This window comes from Enterobacter sp. Tr-810 (genome assembly GCF_011752765.1).
GTDB lineage: Bacteria > Pseudomonadota > Gammaproteobacteria > Enterobacterales > Enterobacteriaceae > Enterobacter > Enterobacter soli.
Window position 1 is genome coordinate 34059 of sequence record NZ_VWWW01000008.1, and the last position, 15231, is coordinate 49289.

Annotated in this window: 16 protein-coding genes; 10 read left to right on the forward strand and 6 right to left on the reverse strand. The window is 53.6% G+C overall.

Annotation, left to right across the window (positions count from 1 at the left end; translation table 11 throughout):
* Window positions 1–12: 12 nt before the first annotated feature.
* Entirely contained in the window at window positions 13–2433 is a 2421-nt protein-coding gene (gene plsB / locus F3J30_RS19355) for a glycerol-3-phosphate 1-O-acyltransferase PlsB (protein WP_166718262.1), read from the reverse strand.
* Between the two features lie 153 nt (window positions 2434–2586).
* Between plsB and F3J30_RS19360 the strand changes: the two genes are divergently transcribed.
* The 4 genes from F3J30_RS19360 to F3J30_RS19375 all read left to right on the forward strand — a co-directional run bounded on the left by F3J30_RS19360 (window position 2587) and on the right by F3J30_RS19375 (window position 5403).
* Window positions 2587–2955 carry a diacylglycerol kinase gene (locus F3J30_RS19360; RefSeq protein ID WP_014068500.1) on the forward strand — a complete coding sequence of 123 codons (369 nt, stop codon included), beginning with the start codon at window positions 2587–2589 and terminating at the stop codon, window positions 2953–2955.
* Between the two features lie 108 nt (window positions 2956–3063).
* The gene (lexA, locus tag F3J30_RS19365; protein ID WP_014068501.1) at window positions 3064–3672 is read left to right on the forward strand and encodes a transcriptional repressor LexA; all 609 of its coding nucleotides are present in this window, start codon (window positions 3064–3066) and stop codon (window positions 3670–3672) included.
* Window positions 3673–3735: 63 nt separating this feature from the next.
* Window positions 3736–5070, forward strand: coding sequence for an MATE family efflux transporter DinF (gene dinF, locus F3J30_RS19370; protein ID WP_166718263.1), 1335 nt, complete (start codon window positions 3736–3738; stop codon window positions 5068–5070).
* 123 nt (window positions 5071–5193) lie between these two features.
* Window positions 5194–5403, forward strand: a complete 210-nt coding sequence (locus tag F3J30_RS19375; protein ID WP_028017939.1) for a CsbD family protein — start codon at window positions 5194–5196, stop codon at window positions 5401–5403.
* Window positions 5404–5471: 68 nt separating this feature from the next.
* On the opposite strand, the gene zur is transcribed toward F3J30_RS19375, so the two are convergent.
* Window positions 5472–5984: a zinc uptake transcriptional repressor Zur gene (zur, locus tag F3J30_RS19380; RefSeq protein ID WP_014068504.1), complete on the reverse strand. Its 513-nt coding sequence runs from the start codon at window positions 5982–5984 to the stop codon at window positions 5472–5474.
* A gap of 116 nt (window positions 5985–6100) precedes the next feature.
* Between zur and F3J30_RS19385 the strand changes: the two genes are divergently transcribed.
* Window positions 6101–6589, forward strand: a complete 489-nt coding sequence (locus F3J30_RS19385) for a cupin domain-containing protein (RefSeq protein ID WP_166718264.1) — start codon at window positions 6101–6103, stop codon at window positions 6587–6589.
* A gap of 170 nt (window positions 6590–6759) precedes the next feature.
* Entirely contained in the window at window positions 6760–8007 is a 1248-nt protein-coding gene (gene traF / locus F3J30_RS19390) for a conjugal transfer protein TraF (RefSeq protein ID WP_166718265.1), read from the forward strand.
* 33 nt (window positions 8008–8040) lie between these two features.
* On the opposite strand, the gene F3J30_RS19395 is transcribed toward traF, so the two are convergent.
* A complete protein-coding gene (locus tag F3J30_RS19395; protein ID WP_014068507.1) occupies window positions 8041–8376 on the reverse strand; it encodes a type II toxin-antitoxin system HicB family antitoxin in 336 nt (111 codons plus the stop codon).
* Entirely contained in the window at window positions 8373–8639 is a 267-nt protein-coding gene (locus F3J30_RS19400; RefSeq protein WP_014068508.1) for a type II toxin-antitoxin system HicA family toxin, read from the reverse strand. Before F3J30_RS19400 ends, F3J30_RS19395 begins: the two co-directional genes overlap by 4 nt.
* A gap of 143 nt (window positions 8640–8782) precedes the next feature.
* On the opposite strand from F3J30_RS19400, the gene dusA reads away from it, so the two are divergent.
* Window positions 8783–9778, forward strand: coding sequence for a tRNA dihydrouridine(20/20a) synthase DusA (dusA, locus tag F3J30_RS19405; RefSeq protein ID WP_166718266.1), 996 nt, complete (start codon window positions 8783–8785; stop codon window positions 9776–9778).
* Between the two features lie 137 nt (window positions 9779–9915).
* On the forward strand, window positions 9916–10158 hold the full coding sequence (gene pspG, locus F3J30_RS19410) for an envelope stress response protein PspG (RefSeq protein WP_166718267.1): 243 nt from the start codon (window positions 9916–9918) through the stop codon (window positions 10156–10158).
* A gap of 186 nt (window positions 10159–10344) precedes the next feature.
* Here pspG and F3J30_RS19415 read toward each other — a convergent pair whose 3' ends face one another.
* Complete coding sequence (locus F3J30_RS19415; RefSeq protein WP_014068511.1) at window positions 10345–11328, reverse strand: quinone oxidoreductase; 984 nt, start codon at window positions 11326–11328, stop codon at window positions 10345–10347.
* Between the two features lie 65 nt (window positions 11329–11393).
* On the opposite strand from F3J30_RS19415, the gene dnaB reads away from it, so the two are divergent.
* The gene (gene dnaB, locus F3J30_RS19420; RefSeq protein ID WP_166718268.1) at window positions 11394–12806 is read left to right on the forward strand and encodes a replicative DNA helicase; all 1413 of its coding nucleotides are present in this window, start codon (window positions 11394–11396) and stop codon (window positions 12804–12806) included.
* A gap of 16 nt (window positions 12807–12822) precedes the next feature.
* Window positions 12823–13902 carry an alanine racemase gene (gene alr / locus F3J30_RS19425; protein ID WP_014068513.1) on the forward strand — a complete coding sequence of 360 codons (1080 nt, stop codon included), beginning with the start codon at window positions 12823–12825 and terminating at the stop codon, window positions 13900–13902.
* Between the two features lie 59 nt (window positions 13903–13961).
* On the opposite strand, the gene F3J30_RS19430 is transcribed toward alr, so the two are convergent.
* Window positions 13962–15092 (reverse strand): hypothetical protein, encoded by a 1131-nt coding sequence (locus tag F3J30_RS19430; RefSeq protein WP_166718269.1) that lies wholly within the window; start codon window positions 15090–15092, stop codon window positions 13962–13964.
* Window positions 15093–15231 lie beyond the last annotated feature (139 nt).

The following is a 15231-nucleotide window of genomic DNA, read 5'->3' on the forward strand; positions in this document are numbered from 1 at the left end:
GGCTTTTTCATATCACTCGTCCTGCGTCGCACTCTCAATCGTTAAACGCACATCAGACGTAATCAGGTCAGCCAGCATCTGGTAAACCTTCAGCGTCTCTTCCGGCTCGGCATCGCCGGTATCACTGATAAACCCTTCATCACGCAGCGTCAGCACTAAAGAGCTGAATACTGCCTTGTCGAAGAACTCCGGCGCGTTAATGCCGTGCAGTACCGACAGGCGCTGTGCCAGCGTGCGGCTCTCTTTCTCAAGCGTGCCGCGGTTGATGGATGGGTTAGCGCTCAGCAACCAGAACGTAATGGCATAGCGTTGCAGGGTTTCACGCGCGCCAGCCGCCAGCAGTTGCAGGGTGCGGGAGCGAGACGGGTTGATATGCAACTCGTCGTTATTAACAGTGATAAGCCCCTGACGACGCAACTCTTCGGTCAGTTTATCCAGCTCTGCCGCCAGCTCGGTTTTACTCCAGCGCAGGAACAGCTCGGCTTTCAGCATCGGGTACAGTGCGTCGACATGGCGCAGCAGTTCCTGACGAGAAATGCGACGGTGCTGGGTAATAATGGCGGCCATCAGTGAAGGCAGCATCAGCATATGCGCGATGTTGTTACGATAGTAAGTCATCAGCACCGCCTGCTCGCGCGGCAGAATGATGATGTCGCCAATCGTATCTTTCTCAACTTCGAACTTATTCATCTGCAAGGCATGATCGATAAGCTCGCTGGCGGTAGCGGCTGGCGCCGTCGAATCCACTGAGTACGGAACATTACGCATAATGTCCAGATAGCAATCGAGCTGCTCGGTAAGCTGTTCACGGGTCAGTGAACGCTGACGTGATGCCAGCAGCGCGGTACAGCACAGGTTCATGGCGTTAGCCGCACCTGCGTTGTTAATACGCACCATCAGCTCGGCAGCAATGCCGTTCACCGTTGGCGTCAGCCAGGCAGGGCGTATTGCTTCGATGGGGTCGATTGACTCTCGCCATTCCGGGACGTGGTGGTTAAGGTAGTTCATTAGCGGCATTGGCTCGCCGAAGTTCACATAGCCCTGACCCAGATTACGCAGCTTACTCAGGCCACGCAGCATCTGCGGCAGGCTCTCTTTCTCTTTGGTCGCACCGCGCAGTTCTTTGGCGTACGTACCCACTTCCATCACGTGCTCGTAACCGATGTAAATCGGCACCAGCGTAATTGGGCGAGTACCGCCGCGCAGCATGGCCTGGATAGTCATCGACAGCGTGCCGGTTTTCGGATCAAGCAGGCGGCCAGTACGTGAACGCCCGCCTTCCACGAAGTACTCAACGGAATAACCACGGCTGAACAGCTCGCCCAGATATTCGCGGAACACGGTGGAATAGAGCTTGTTGCCCTTGAAGGTACGACGAATAAAGAAGGCACCCAGGCGGCGGAAGATCGGCCCTGCAGGCCAGAAGTTCAGGTTAATACCGGCCGCGATATGCGGTGGCACCAGGCCCTGATGGTAAAGCACATAGGAAAGCAGCAGGTAATCCATGTGGCTGCGGTGGCAGGGCACATAGACAATTTCGTGGCCGTCATGCGCCAGTTGACGCACGCGCTCGGCGTTGTGGACGTTGATCCCCTGATAGAGACGGTTCCACGTGAAGCTCAGGATACGATCGGACAGGCGAATCATCTCGTAGGAGAAGTTCGCGGCGATCTCTTCCATCAGCGCAATGGCATTCTGCTGCGCTTTCTCGTGCGAAATCTTCTTGCTGCGCGCTTCGTCTTCCACGGCGCGGGCAATGGCTTTAGACGCCAGCAGTTTATTGAACAGGTCCTGACGTGCCGGGAGGCGCGGCCCTACTGCTGCAAGGCGCTGGCGCGCAAAGTGCATACGTGCCACGCGAGCCAGTTTTTGCGCGATGATTTTGTCCGTACCGTGTTCATCTGCCATGCGGCGCAGCGACACAGAAGGCGAGAAACGCACGAAGCTGTCGCGGCCAAGCCAGGACACCGCAAAGAATTTCTGGATGCCGTTGAGCATCCGCAGCGGTGGGTTTTCTTCCCCTTTTTCGCGGCCAGGGCGACGACCAAACATCACCGATACCGGCACCATCTGCACATCCAAATCAGGATTGCTGCGGTGCAGATCGAGGTAGTCATGGAACAGCTTGATGGACTCTTCTTTTGGCGTGTAATAGGTAAACACGCGCGGCCCGCCGTGGATGAACACGTAGCGCGGCAACAGCGTACCGTCGATTTCCAGTGGTTCAAGCGGATCGGGTAAATCATGCGCCAGACACTGGGCGCGGAGCGTGAGCAAGTCTGCCTTCGAGTTGTAAGGCAAAACATACATAATAGGGCGAGAGGTATCGAGCCCTAATTCCAGCGCGGGTTCAGCTGGGATAGACTTGCTTTTTACCAGAACGGTTAATGGTAAATTAAGTAATTTGTAGTAAATTCGTGGCCAGCCAGACATAAACGATGTAAAGCCTCTGGTTAATAATGCAATTGCGGCGCAAGGATAACAGAAAGCGCGCAGAATTTCTGTTGTTACCCGTCATACTTCGGGCGGCAGTAAACGCACTGCGTCTATAGTTACTGACGCTATTTCTAATAAAAGGTTCTTTTAATGGCCAATAATACCACTGGGTTAACCCGAATCATCAAAGCTGCCGGCTATTCATGGAAAGGTTTCCGTGCCGCGTGGATCAATGAAGCCGCTTTTCGTCAGGAAGGCGTTGCCGCTATCGTGGCGGTCATCATTGCCTGTTTCCTTGATGTCGATGCCATCACGCGCGTTCTTCTTATTGGTTCTGTGCTTTTGGTGATGATAGTGGAAATTCTCAATAGCGCTATTGAGGCGGTGGTTGATCGTATTGGCTCTGATTTCCATGAGCTCTCTGGTCGTGCAAAAGATATGGGGTCTGCCGCCGTGTTGTTGGCGATTATCACTGCGGTGATCACCTGGGTCACGCTGCTTTGGTCGCATTTCCGATGAGCCTCGAGGAATAATTAAGTCCCTGGTTTTTTGTGCACTTTTTGGTTCCAAAATCGCCTTTAACTGTATATACTCACAGCATGACTGTATATACACCCAGGGGGCGGAATGAAAGCGTTAACGACCAGGCAGCAAGAGGTGTTTGATCTCATCCGGGATCATATCGGCCAGACGGGAATGCCACCTACGCGTGCGGAAATCGCGCAGCGTCTGGGCTTCCGTTCTCCAAATGCTGCTGAGGAACACCTTAAAGCGCTGGCGCGTAAAGGCGTGATTGAGATTGTTTCTGGCGCTTCGCGCGGCATCCGTCTGCTGGTAGAAGAAGAGACGGGCATTCCGCTAGTTGGCCGTGTCGCGGCAGGTGAACCTTTGCTCGCACAACAGCATATTGAAGGTCACTATCAGGTTGATCCTGGCATGTTCAAACCGAGCGCGGATTTCCTGCTGCGCGTAAGCGGTATGTCCATGAAAGACATCGGTATTCTTGATGGCGATCTGCTGGCGGTTCATAAGACACAAGATGTGCGCAACGGCCAGGTGGTGGTAGCGCGTATTGATGATGAAGTCACCGTTAAGCGCCTGAAACAACAGGGCAACACCGTGCAGCTGCTGCCGGAAAACAGCGAATTCTCCCCCATCGTGGTGGATCTTCGCGAACAGAGCTTCTCCATTGAAGGTCTGGCGGTTGGTGTTATCCGCAACGGAGAATGGCTGTAATCTCTTCCTGACAGGCTACGGAACCTCCGTAGCCTGATTCATTTCTCACTCCCGGTATTTTTCATGTCACTGCTGACTGCTTCTGATAAGGCATTGTGGCGTCTTGCACTGCCAATGATCTTTTCCAATATCACCGTTCCGCTATTGGGGCTGGTCGATACGGCGGTTATTGGTCATCTGGATTCGCCGGTCTATCTGGGTGGCGTGGCGATTGGCGCAACGGCCACCAGCTTCCTTTTTATGCTGCTGCTTTTTTTACGCATGAGCACCACCGGGCTGACGGCACAGGCCTTTGGCGCAAAAGATCCCCTGCGTCTGGCACGTGCGCTGGTTCAGCCGTTAATTCTGGCGCTGGGGGCGGGCATGCTTATCGTTCTGTTGCGTACCCCACTGATTGAGCTGGCATTACACATTGTAGGTGGCAGTGAAGCGGTGCTGGAGCAGGCACGGCGCTTCCTTGATATTCGCTGGCTAAGCGCCCCGGCATCGCTGGCAAATCTGGTTCTGCTGGGCTGGTTGCTGGGCGTCCAGTATGCCCGTGCCCCCGTTATCCTGCTGGTTGTCGGGAATGTCCTGAACATAGTGCTCGATCTCTGGCTGGTCATGGGGTTGCACATGAATGTGCAGGGCGCGGCGCTGGCAACGGCTATTGCCGAGTACGGCACGCTGATTATCGGGCTGTGGATGGTCTGGCGTGTGCTGGTGATGCGGGGCATAACACCTGCACTGCTAAAGGCCGCCTGGCGCGGCAATATCCGCAAGCTGCTGGCGCTTAACCGCGACATCATGCTGCGCTCGCTGTTACTGCAACTGTGTTTTGGTGCGCTGACCGTCTTTGGCGCGCGGCTTGGCCCGGAAATCGTTGCCGTTAACGCGGTGCTGATGACGCTGCTGACCTTTACCGCTTACGCCCTCGACGGCTTTGCCTATGCGGTAGAAGCCCATTCCGGGCAAGCGTATGGCGCGCGTGAAAGCGGGCAATTGCAGGATGTCTGGCGCGCCGCATGTCGCCAGGCTGGGCTGGTGGCGCTGGCATTTGCGCTCATCTACGCCTGCTTTGGTGAGCATATTGTTGCGCTGCTCACGTCACTACCTGCGCTGCGTGAACTGGCAAGCCACTACATCATTTGGCAGGTGATCTTACCGGTGGTGGGCGTCTGGTGCTATTTGCTTGATGGGATGTTCATTGGCGCAACGCGTGGCGCGGAAATGCGTAACAGCATGGCGGTCGCGGCGGCTGGGTTTGGTTTAACGCTGCTCACAGTGCCGTATCTGGGGAATCATGGGTTATGGCTGGCCCTTGCTGTCTTTCTTCTTCTGCGTGGCCTCTCGCTGGCGTTTATCTGGCGTCGTCACTGGAGAAAAAATACCTGGTTTTCATCGCATCACGATCTCTAATGATGGTAAAAGATTCTGAATAAATTCCTGAGTGCCAGATACGCGTCTAAAATTATTATCACGTCCAGCATGAAATGAAGGTTTCGGGCGGCCCTTTCACTCTTTAACGATGAGGACCTGATGATGAATAAAGACGAAATCAGCGGCAACTGGAAACAGTTCAAAGGTAAAGCGAAAGAGCAATGGGGTAAGCTGACAGATGACGATATGACGGTCATCGAAGGTAAGCGCGATCAGCTTGTCGGTAAAATCCAGGAACGCTATGGCTACGCCAAAGATCAGGCGGAGAAAGAAGTCGGCGACTGGGAAAAGCGTAACGACTATCGCTGGTAGACCGGTAATACCCGCAAGTACAAGGATGTACACCTGAGGGCGGCCCTGAGCCGCCTTATTTATTACCGTTAGCGCGGTTTTTTCTTTACCAGAATGGAGTGGTCATGCTGGCAGGCATCCTGATGGCTGCATGATTCGACCTCCACGCACGCAGAGCATAATCCGTGTGCTTCAATCACATTATGGCGCAGGGCGAAGCCCATTTTGGCTGCCAGCGTATGCATAATGTCTTCAACACCTTCCGCACACTCTTCTTTCACCACGCCACAGCGGTCGCAGATAAACATGGCCGAGGTATGGGTCGGCTGATCAAACAAATGGCACAGCACATAGCTGTTAGTTGATTCGACCTTGTGCACAAAGCCCTGCTCCAGCAGGAAATCCAGCGCGCGATAGACGGTAGGCGGCTTGGCCTGCGGCTCGCTTTCGCGCAGCAGGTCGAGTAAATCATACGCACTGATTGCACCTTGTTGCAGGCTCATCAAACGCAATACCTCAAGGCGCTGTGGGGTCAGGCGCACATTGCGTTGCGCACAAAGCTTCTCAGCTTGCGCCAGCAGCTCTTTTGTGGACTTATCCATTTAGCACCTCGGCTGTATATGGGATGGAAAACCCTCACTTTATCATGTTCTGATAAAAACACCGAGAGCCGCCAGGTGTGCTATACCTGACGCATTGCAATCCGGGGAAACACCTGATGAAAAGACCTGACTGTATTCGACACTGGCGCGATGTAGAAGGCGCAGATGATTCTACTTATCCCGACAGCACTGAGCGTTTTTCCATTGGCGCACCGCTGGCCCGTAAACTTGGCCTGGGGCGGATTGGTATCCATCACGAACGCCTGCCGCCCGGGCGACGTACCTCGTATCCCCATGCGGAAAGCGACGAAGAGGAGTTTATCTATGTGCTGGAAGGCTACCCGGAAGCCTGGATAAATGGCTATCTGTGGAAGCTGGAGCCGGGTGATAGCGTGGGATTTCCGGCCGGAACCGGGGTGTGCCATACCTTTATCAACAATACAGATGAAGAGGTCCGGCTGCTGGTCGTCGGCGAAGCCAACAAAAAGCACAACCGCATCTATTATCCGCTGAATCCGGTGTATGCCGCCACGCGGGAAGACCGGTGGGTAGACCATCCGCCGCAGTTTTTTGGCCCGCACGATGGAAAACCTGGGCGAAAATAATTTCCTCTTCTATAAATATTGAGGGCCATCACAAAAAACAACAGGCCCGGTGGTGATTTAACTTAGGGAAATAGCGGGTCTTTTTGTACTTATTCACAGCAATAGTTCGTTCCTGTTTGGGTGATAACAGACAGGGGTTATTTCATAACAGACTATTAGACGAGCATACTGTGAAGAAACATTTTAAATTTTCGGTGGTTAGCATCGCTGTCTCCCTGTTTATGGCAAATCAGGCGGGAGCAGCCAATACCTGGACAGAAGCGCGCAGCGACGCGATGGGTGGCACGGGCGTAGCGGCGGGCAGCTATGGCAGCGGGGTGTTAATCAACCCGGCATTGCTGGCAAAAGCGAAACCTGACGATGACGTCACCCTCATTTTACCCTCAATTGGTGCGCAGATTTCTGATAAGGACAATCTGCGGGATAAGATTGATGACATCAGCGATGACGTGAACCGTTATCGCAACACGCTGGATAGTATCAATCTTATCGATCTGTTAAATCCTCTAAGCCCTGCATCGCGGGAGGTTTCTTCTGCGGCAGGCGACTTGGCCGATCAGCTGGATTCACTGAAAGGAAAAACCGCCAGCGGTAAAGCGGGTGGTGGGATCGCTGTAAGCATTCCTAATGACGTGCTCTCGGTGGCCTTTGTGGCAAAAGCCAACGCGCGTGCACGCGTGAGTTCTTACATCGATCAGGGCGATATCGACAAACTGCGGGCAGTGGAAGCCGCGCCATCTGCTGTGTTTGGTGTTGATCCGAACGATCTGAAATCAAAAGGTTTTGGTCGCGCGGCCATTGTTTCAGACTACGGCGTGGCGGTGGCGCGTCAGTTTGATATCAGCGGTGTGCCAGTATCTGTGGGGATCACCCCGAAGCTGCAACAAACCTGGCTGTATAACTACACGGTGTCTATCTATAACTTCAACAGTGATGACATCAACAGCAGCCGTTACCGTAACGACGACACCGGGTTTAACGTCGATGCGGGTATTGCCGCTGACTTTGGTGATAACTGGACGGTCGGCCTGACCGGGCATAACCTCTTCTCGCGCGATATCGACACCAAAGAGGTGGACGGCGTGCGCGATACCTACCAAATCAGCCCAGTGGTTACTGCGGGTGCAGCATGGCATACCGATCTTCTGACCCTGACCGCGGATGGCGATCTGACGGAAACCAAAGGCTTTAAAAGTGAAGAGAACTCTCAGTATGTGGGCGTAGGTGCTGAAGTCACTCCGCTGAGCTGGCTGGCGGTTCGCGCCGGTTACCGGGCAGATGTGAAGAACAACGACAGCAACGTCTTTACGGCGGGTGTCGGGTTCGCACCGCTCAACACGGTTCATGTCGACCTGATGGGCCTGTACGGTGAAGACGAAACCTGGGGGGCGGGAGCACAGCTGACTTTGACATTCTAAAAACAAAAGGCACCAGCAATGGTGCCTTTTTACTTATCCATGCGCCGCTTTAGTGAGCGTATCGCTGATCCACTGGTTAACGCTTTTACCTGACACTTCAGCTGCGATATTAATCGCAGAGTGAATTTCCGGCGCTATTCGTAAACTGATTTTCCCGCTCGCCGGGCGCAGGGGCTCTCGACCCTGTTCTGTGCAGTAAGCAAGATAATCATCAACGGCTTCTTCAAAGGCTGTACGGAGGCCAGAAACATTATCTGCATGAAAACCAATAACATCTCTTATACCTGCTACATGCCCAACGAAGCACAGGTCTTCATCACTGTAATCGATTTTTGCGGCATAGCCTTTATAAGTCATGGTGTTAATCATGGAGAGACTCCTGTTGCGATGAGAAAAGCCATTGCGTCGCGAACCTGGTAAACCTTCGCTTCTTTATCCGGATGAGGACGATGAAACGAAGCTACAACTCCATTAATTTCGAATCTCACCCTTGAGCCGTTACCTTCAGACATTTTTGCACCCAGCGCGATAAAAAGTGCTTCAATTTTGCGCCATTCCAGAGAACAAGGTGTTGGTAAAGAGAAAATTAACTGCAATGTTTTTTGGTGGCGGGCGTTCAATGTTTTCATCATTTGTATATTCCATTTAATGTTAATCCTCCGCCAAGTTGAGAATTATGATATCATTTTTTGATATCACATCAAGCCGAATCGTATCCTTTTTGAGCCTGTGCTATAGTAGCGCCCCTTTTCCACCAGATGCTTAAAACTTCGCCATGTCGTCAGAATCACAGACTGTTTATCCTGCACACCGTTTATCCATTGCGCCGATGCTCGACTGGACGGACAGACACTGCCGCTACTTCCTGCGTCAGCTCTCCCGCCACACGTTGCTGTACACCGAAATGGTGACAACCGGTGCGATCATTCACGGAAAGGGCGACTATCTGGCGTACAGCGAAGAAGAGCACCCGGTTGCGTTGCAGCTTGGTGGGAGCGATCCGGCCGCGCTGGCGCAGTGCGCGAAGCTGGCTGAGGAACGGGGTTACGACGAGATTAACCTCAACGTCGGTTGCCCGTCCGATCGCGTGCAGAACGGCATGTTTGGCGCGTGCCTGATGGGCAATGCGCAGCTGGTTGCAGACTGCATCAAAGCGATGCGTGATGTCGTTTCCATACCGGTAACGGTCAAAACACGTATCGGTATCGACGATCAGGACAGCTATGAATTCCTGTGTGATTTCATCAACACCGTTGCCGGAAAAGGCGAGTGCGAGATGTTTATCATCCATGCGCGTAAAGCCTGGCTTTCGGGCCTTAGCCCGAAAGAGAACCGCGAAATTCCACCGCTGGACTACCCGCGCGTCTATCAGCTGAAGCGTGATTTCCCGCAGCTGACGATGTCGATTAACGGCGGAATTAAATCGCTGGAAGAAGCCAAAGCGCATCTCAACCATATGGATGGCGTGATGGTGGGCCGTGAGGCGTACCAGAACCCGGGTATCCTGGCGACGGTTGATCGTGAAATCTTTGGCGTGGAAGGTGCTGATACTGACCCGGTCTCCGTGGTGCGAGCCATGTATCCGTACATTGAACGCGAGCTGAGCAACGGCACCTATCTTGGCCACATTACCCGCCACATGCTTGGCCTGTTCCAGGGGATCCCGGGGGCGCGTCAGTGGCGTCGTTACCTCAGTGAGAATGCACATAAAGCCGGTGCAGACATCGAGGTACTGGAGCACGCGCTGCGTCTGGTTGCTGATAAGCGATAAATTTCACCAAAAGATAGTTAAATTCACCACGCCCTGCACATTGTTGCGGGGCGTTTTGTTTTGATAACAATGAGTTAGGTTTGGCACGGTTTTTGTAATGCTCAATACATCATTGGGGCATTACCTGGGAGAGAACCATGCTCGAACTACTTTTTGTGATTGGCTTTTTTGTCATGCTGCTGGTGACCGGCGTATCCTTGCTCGGCATCCTCGCGGCGATGGTGGTGGCAACGGTCGTCATGTTTATTGGTGGGTTATTTGCCCTGACGATCAAACTGTTACCGTGGTTACTGCTGGCAATTGCTGTTGTGTGGGTGATTCGGGCGATTAAATCACCAAAAGTCCAAAATTATCAGCGCAATAACCGCTTTCGTTACTAAGGTATTGAGGGGTTCGTCACATACCTGCAACTTTTCCGGCATCATTGCTTAGAACAGAATAGGATTTAGTTATCGATTCTGTCACTATGACTGCCGCTAAAGAATTCATCGAGCTGTACCCTACATACAGCCGAACTAAAAAAAGAAAGGGCTTCCTGAAAAGGAAGCCCAATTTCTTTTTAGGGCTCAGGGAATTAGCAGACTCGACCCCTGCGTCACCCGACTCTCCAGCACCTCATGCGCGCGCTGTGCATCCGCCAGCGGATATTTCTGCGCATCTGCCACATCCACTTTAATCACCCCGCTGGCGATCAGTGAGAACAGCTCGTTGCTGGCTTCCTCCAGCTCTTCCCGGTTAGTGATGTAACCCTGAAGAGAAGGGCGCGTGACATACAGCGAGCCTTTCTGGTTCAGAATGCCCAGATTAACGCCGGTCACGGCGCCTGACGCATTACCGAAGCTCACCATCAGACCGCGGCGTTGGAGGCAGTCCAGCGAGGCTTCCCAGGTGTCTTTGCCCACCGAGTCATACACCACCTGAACTTTTTTGCCGCCGGTTATCTCTTTTAGCCGCTCAACAATGCTCTCTTCACGGTAGTTAATCACCTGCCATGCGCCAGCCTGCAATGCACGCTGTGCTTTTTGCGCATTGCCTACGGTACCAATCAGTTTCGCACCTAATGCTTTTGCCCACTGGCAGGCGATCAGGCCCACGCCACCCGCGGCGGCATGGAACAGGAATTGTTCGTCGGGTTTGATCTCGTAGGTTTTGCGCAGCAGATAGTAAACGGTCAGGCCTTTCAGGAACGAGGCCGCCGCTTGTTCAAACGAAATGGCATTAGGCAAAAGGGCGGCTTTATCGGCCGGAACGTTGTGCACGGAACTGTAAGCCCCCAGTGCCGATTGCGCGTACACCACGCGGTCACCTTCTTTAAGGTGCTTAACGGCGCTGCCCACTTTAATTACCACACCTGCCGCTTCGGTTCCCAGCCCGCTTGGCAGAGACGGTGGCGGATAGAGCCCACCGCGAATATAGGTATCGATGTAGTTGATGCCGATGGCTTTGTTTTCAACCTGGACTTCGTTTTCACCCGGTGCGGCGGGGGTAAACTCCACGGCTTTGAGTACCTCAGGGCCACCATGCTTGTGAAATTCAATACGCGTTGCCATGCTTCCTCCATAAGAAAATGTGGTAATCTTTCGACCCACTCTTTATCTCGGTAACTCCATTCACTATGGCAGGAAACAAACCCTTCAACAAACAGACTGAACCCCGTGAGCGTGATTATCAGGTCGCCGGGTTAAAAGTCCCGCCGCACTCGATTGAAGCGGAACAGTCGGTGTTGGGCGGTTTAATGCTGGACAACGAACGCTGGGACGATGTCGCCGAGCGCGTCGTGTCTGAGGACTTTTATACCCGTCCACACCGCCATATCTTTACCGAAATGGCACGCCTGCAAGAATCGGGCAGCCCGATTGACCTGATTACGCTCGCGGAATCGCTGGAGCGACTTGGGCAACTCGATAGCTGTGGCGGATTTGCCTATCTGGCAGAACTCTCAAAAAACACGCCAAGTGCGGCGAACATCAGTGCCTATGCCGATATCGTGCGCGAACGTGCTGTTGTTCGTGAAATGATTTCGGTGGCCAATGAAATTGCCGAAGCGGGCTTTGATCCACAGGGGCGCAGCAGCGAAGATCTGCTCGACCTGGCTGAATCACGCGTGTTTAAAATTGCCGAAAGTCGCGCGAATAAAGACGAAGGCCCTAAAAATATTGCCGATGTGCTCGACGCCACTGTCGCGCGTATCGAACAGCTCTTCCAGCAGCCGCACGACGGCGTAACGGGCGTCAATACCGGCTACGACGACCTCAACAAGAAAACCGCAGGCCTACAGCCGTCGGACTTGATTATCGTCGCGGCGCGTCCTTCGATGGGTAAAACGACATTTGCGATGAACCTCGTCGAAAATGCGGCGATGTTGCAGGATAAACCGGTTCTGATTTTCAGCCTCGAGATGCCATCAGAACAGATCATGATGCGTTCTCTGGCATCGCTGTCGCGCGTGGATCAGACCCGAATTCGTACCGGTCAACTCGATGACGAGGACTGGGCGCGCATCTCCGGCACCATGGGGATCCTGCTGGAAAAACGTAACATCTATATCGATGACTCGTCCGGCCTGACGCCAACGGAAGTGCGCTCCCGTGCGCGTCGTATTGCCCGCGAGCACGGCGGTATCGGTCTGATTATGATCGACTACCTCCAACTGATGCGCGTGCCGTCACTTTCCGACAACCGTACGCTGGAAATCGCAGAAATTTCCCGCTCGCTGAAGGCGTTAGCGAAAGAGCTACAGGTTCCTGTTGTGGCCCTGTCACAGCTTAACCGCTCCCTGGAACAACGTGCGGACAAACGCCCGGTCAACTCCGACCTGCGTGAATCCGGCTCCATCGAGCAGGATGCGGACTTAATCATGTTTATCTACCGTGATGAGGTTTATCACGAGAACAGCGACCTGAAAGGGATCGCGGAAATCATTATCGGTAAACAACGTAACGGCCCAATCGGTACGGTACGTCTGACCTTTAACGGACAGTGGTCGCGTTTCGACAACTATGCCGGCCCTCAATATGATGATGAGTAATTTCTAAGGAATTCAAATGCAAGCGGCAACTGTTGTTATTAACCGCCGCGCTCTGCGACACAACCTGCAACGTCTGCGTGAACTGGCACCCGCCAGCAAGCTCGTTGCAGTCGTGAAAGCGAACGCTTACGGACACGGTCTTCTTGAGACCGCGCGAACGCTCCCCGATGCCGATGCTTTTGGCGTCGCCCGTCTTGAAGAAGCTCTGCGCCTGCGTGCAGGTGGAATCACCCAGCCTATTCTGCTGCTCGAAGGCTTCTTTGAAGCCAGCGACCTCACCACCATTGCCGACCAGCATCTGCATACCGCGGTCCATAACGAAGAGCAGCTTGCCGCGCTGGAAACCGCTGAGCTCAGCGAGCCAGTGACCGTGTGGATGAAGCTCGATACCGGGATGCACCGTCTGGGCGTACGCCCTGAGAAGGCGGATGCGTTTTACCAGCGCCTGAGTCAGTGCAAAAACGTGCGCCAGCCGGTCAATATCGTCAGCCACTTTGCCCGTGCCGATGAGCCAGAATGTGGCGCCACTGAGCAACAGCTCGATATCTTCAACACCTTCTGTGAAGGCAAGCCGGGAATGCGCTCTATTGCCGCATCCGGCGGTATTTTGCTCTGGCCGCAGTCGCATTTCGACTGGGCACGTCCTGGCATCATTCTCTATGGCGTTTCACCGCTGGACAACAAGCCCTGGGGGCCGGATTTTGGCTTCCAGCCGGTGATGTCGCTGGTGTCTAACCTGATTGCGGTGCGTGAGCACAAAGCGGGTGAGCCTGTGGGCTACGGTGGAACCTGGGTCAGCGAGCGCGATACGCGGCTTGGCGTGGTGGCGATGGGGTATGGCGATGGTTATCCACGCGCTGCGCCGTCCGGCACACCGGTGCTGGTCAACGGCCGTGAAGTGACAATTGTCGGTCGCGTGGCAATGGACATGATCTGCGTGGATTTGGGGCCTGACGCCGAAGATAAAGCAGGCGATTCGGTAGTGATGTGGGGCGAAGGGCTGCCCGTTGAACGCATCGCGGAAATAACGAAAGTAAGTGCTTACGAACTTATCACGCGGCTCACTTCAAGGGTAGCGATGAAATACGTCGAGTAAGTTATGGCGTTCGCGTCCAGCCGCCCCGGGTGCCGCTGGACGCGATTCCGTCACCAGACTTATTTCAACACGTTGTAGATGGCCTGGTTGGTTAAATAATCCGATGCCAGCCCTGTTGCCGGGCTAAAGCGTGCGCCCTGCACGGAGGAGAACGGTTTTCCGGTGCTGCCCAGAGAAACGTAACGCTCGCCCTGATCGTTCTCAGAAACGGTGTACACCGTTTTTTGCATCTGCGCGAATTGCCCCGCATTACGCTGGTTCGCCTGATGCAGTTCCAGCAGCTGTAGTCCGCCCAGGTTCAGCGTTTTATCCAGGCTTACACCCCATCTTTGCAGGCACACTTCTGCGAAATGCCGCACGATCATTCCCGGTTCATGCAATACTTTTTCTCCACTATTGCCATTTGCGGAGGCATTGCCGACCAGCGTCGCGTGTCGCCCTGACATCGGGTAAATATGCACTGCCGTTGCGTTGTCGGTATCCGGAACCACGCACGAAAAGCCTTTCGAGCGCTCGTCTCTGGCATAGAAAGCCACATACTCTTTGACGTTGCGGCCAAGCGTGACTTTCTCCGTCTGGAAGTTCCCCATGCCCGGCACTGGATCGATGGCAAAAATGTTCACCGGAATAGTGGTCAAAAGCGGATCGGCCAGCATGGCATTGGCAAGCATATGGCAACTAATTCCCCCGCGGCTCCAGCCTACCAGGTTAACCTGAGTCGGCAGGACTTGCCCTTTGCGGAAGGTCTTGATGATCTGCTGCTGAAGCGCCTGCTGCGTCACTTTGCGATCGCCATAGTCATATTTACGCCACCAGAAAGAGCCGGTCACTTCGACGTCCTGGATGGGCACCCCCGCTTTTTTAAGCTGTTCATAATTCTCCTGAGTCAGCTTTTCGCGCTGCCAGTCAACGTGGCCTTTAATGATATTGATGGCATGCTGCACGTTTTCCTTCCAGCCGCTGCCCACAAGCTGCCCGCGAAGTTGTGAATAATCGCCGCTTTTTACCCAAAGCTCATCGCTTTGCAAATTACCGCTTCCTGGCCCATCAAGAATGACCCATTCGGCAAACTCTTTGCCTTTGTTGTTCGCGGCCAGTGTGGAAATTAATTCGCCACTCCAGTAATTAGCATGAGAATCATCGAATTTATTAGATCCGGTACCACAAAAAAATACTGTTAATGTCGTCATAAGTAACCTCGTTAAAATATTACTGTATAGGTGGATGACACAACTGCCTTTTAATAATAAGTGTCAGGTTTGTATTGAAAATATGCCGATAAGCCTGGGCTTTTTCTGATAGAAATAGTTTCTTGGGTTCTATTTTATT

What these genes read in the sequence shown, in the direction of transcription:
- dnaB (WP_166718268.1), top strand. Translation starts at nt 11,394, where the DNA reads ATGGCAGGAAACAAACCCTTCAACAAACAGACTGAACCCCGTGAGCGT.
- dinF (WP_166718263.1), top strand. Translation starts at nt 3,736, where the DNA reads ATGTCACTGCTGACTGCTTCTGATAAGGCATTGTGGCGTCTTGCACTG.
- F3J30_RS19400 (WP_014068508.1), bottom strand. Translation starts at nt 8,639, where the DNA reads ATGATGAAAACATTGAACGCCCGCCACCAAAAAACATTGCAGTTAATT.
- pspG (WP_166718267.1), top strand. Translation starts at nt 9,916, where the DNA reads ATGCTCGAACTACTTTTTGTGATTGGCTTTTTTGTCATGCTGCTGGTG.
- alr (WP_014068513.1), top strand. Translation starts at nt 12,823, where the DNA reads ATGCAAGCGGCAACTGTTGTTATTAACCGCCGCGCTCTGCGACACAAC.
- F3J30_RS19360 (WP_014068500.1), top strand. Translation starts at nt 2,587, where the DNA reads ATGGCCAATAATACCACTGGGTTAACCCGAATCATCAAAGCTGCCGGC.
- plsB (WP_166718262.1), bottom strand. Translation starts at nt 2,433, where the DNA reads ATGTCTGGCTGGCCACGAATTTACTACAAATTACTTAATTTACCATTA.
- zur (WP_014068504.1), bottom strand. Translation starts at nt 5,984, where the DNA reads ATGGATAAGTCCACAAAAGAGCTGCTGGCGCAAGCTGAGAAGCTTTGT.
- dusA (WP_166718266.1), top strand. Translation starts at nt 8,783, where the DNA reads ATGTCGTCAGAATCACAGACTGTTTATCCTGCACACCGTTTATCCATT.
- F3J30_RS19395 (WP_014068507.1), bottom strand. Translation starts at nt 8,376, where the DNA reads ATGATTAACACCATGACTTATAAAGGCTATGCCGCAAAAATCGATTAC.
- F3J30_RS19430 (WP_166718269.1), bottom strand. Translation starts at nt 15,092, where the DNA reads ATGACGACATTAACAGTATTTTTTTGTGGTACCGGATCTAATAAATTC.
- lexA (WP_014068501.1), top strand. Translation starts at nt 3,064, where the DNA reads ATGAAAGCGTTAACGACCAGGCAGCAAGAGGTGTTTGATCTCATCCGG.
- F3J30_RS19375 (WP_028017939.1), top strand. Translation starts at nt 5,194, where the DNA reads ATGAATAAAGACGAAATCAGCGGCAACTGGAAACAGTTCAAAGGTAAA.
- F3J30_RS19415 (WP_014068511.1), bottom strand. Translation starts at nt 11,328, where the DNA reads ATGGCAACGCGTATTGAATTTCACAAGCATGGTGGCCCTGAGGTACTC.
- F3J30_RS19385 (WP_166718264.1), top strand. Translation starts at nt 6,101, where the DNA reads ATGAAAAGACCTGACTGTATTCGACACTGGCGCGATGTAGAAGGCGCA.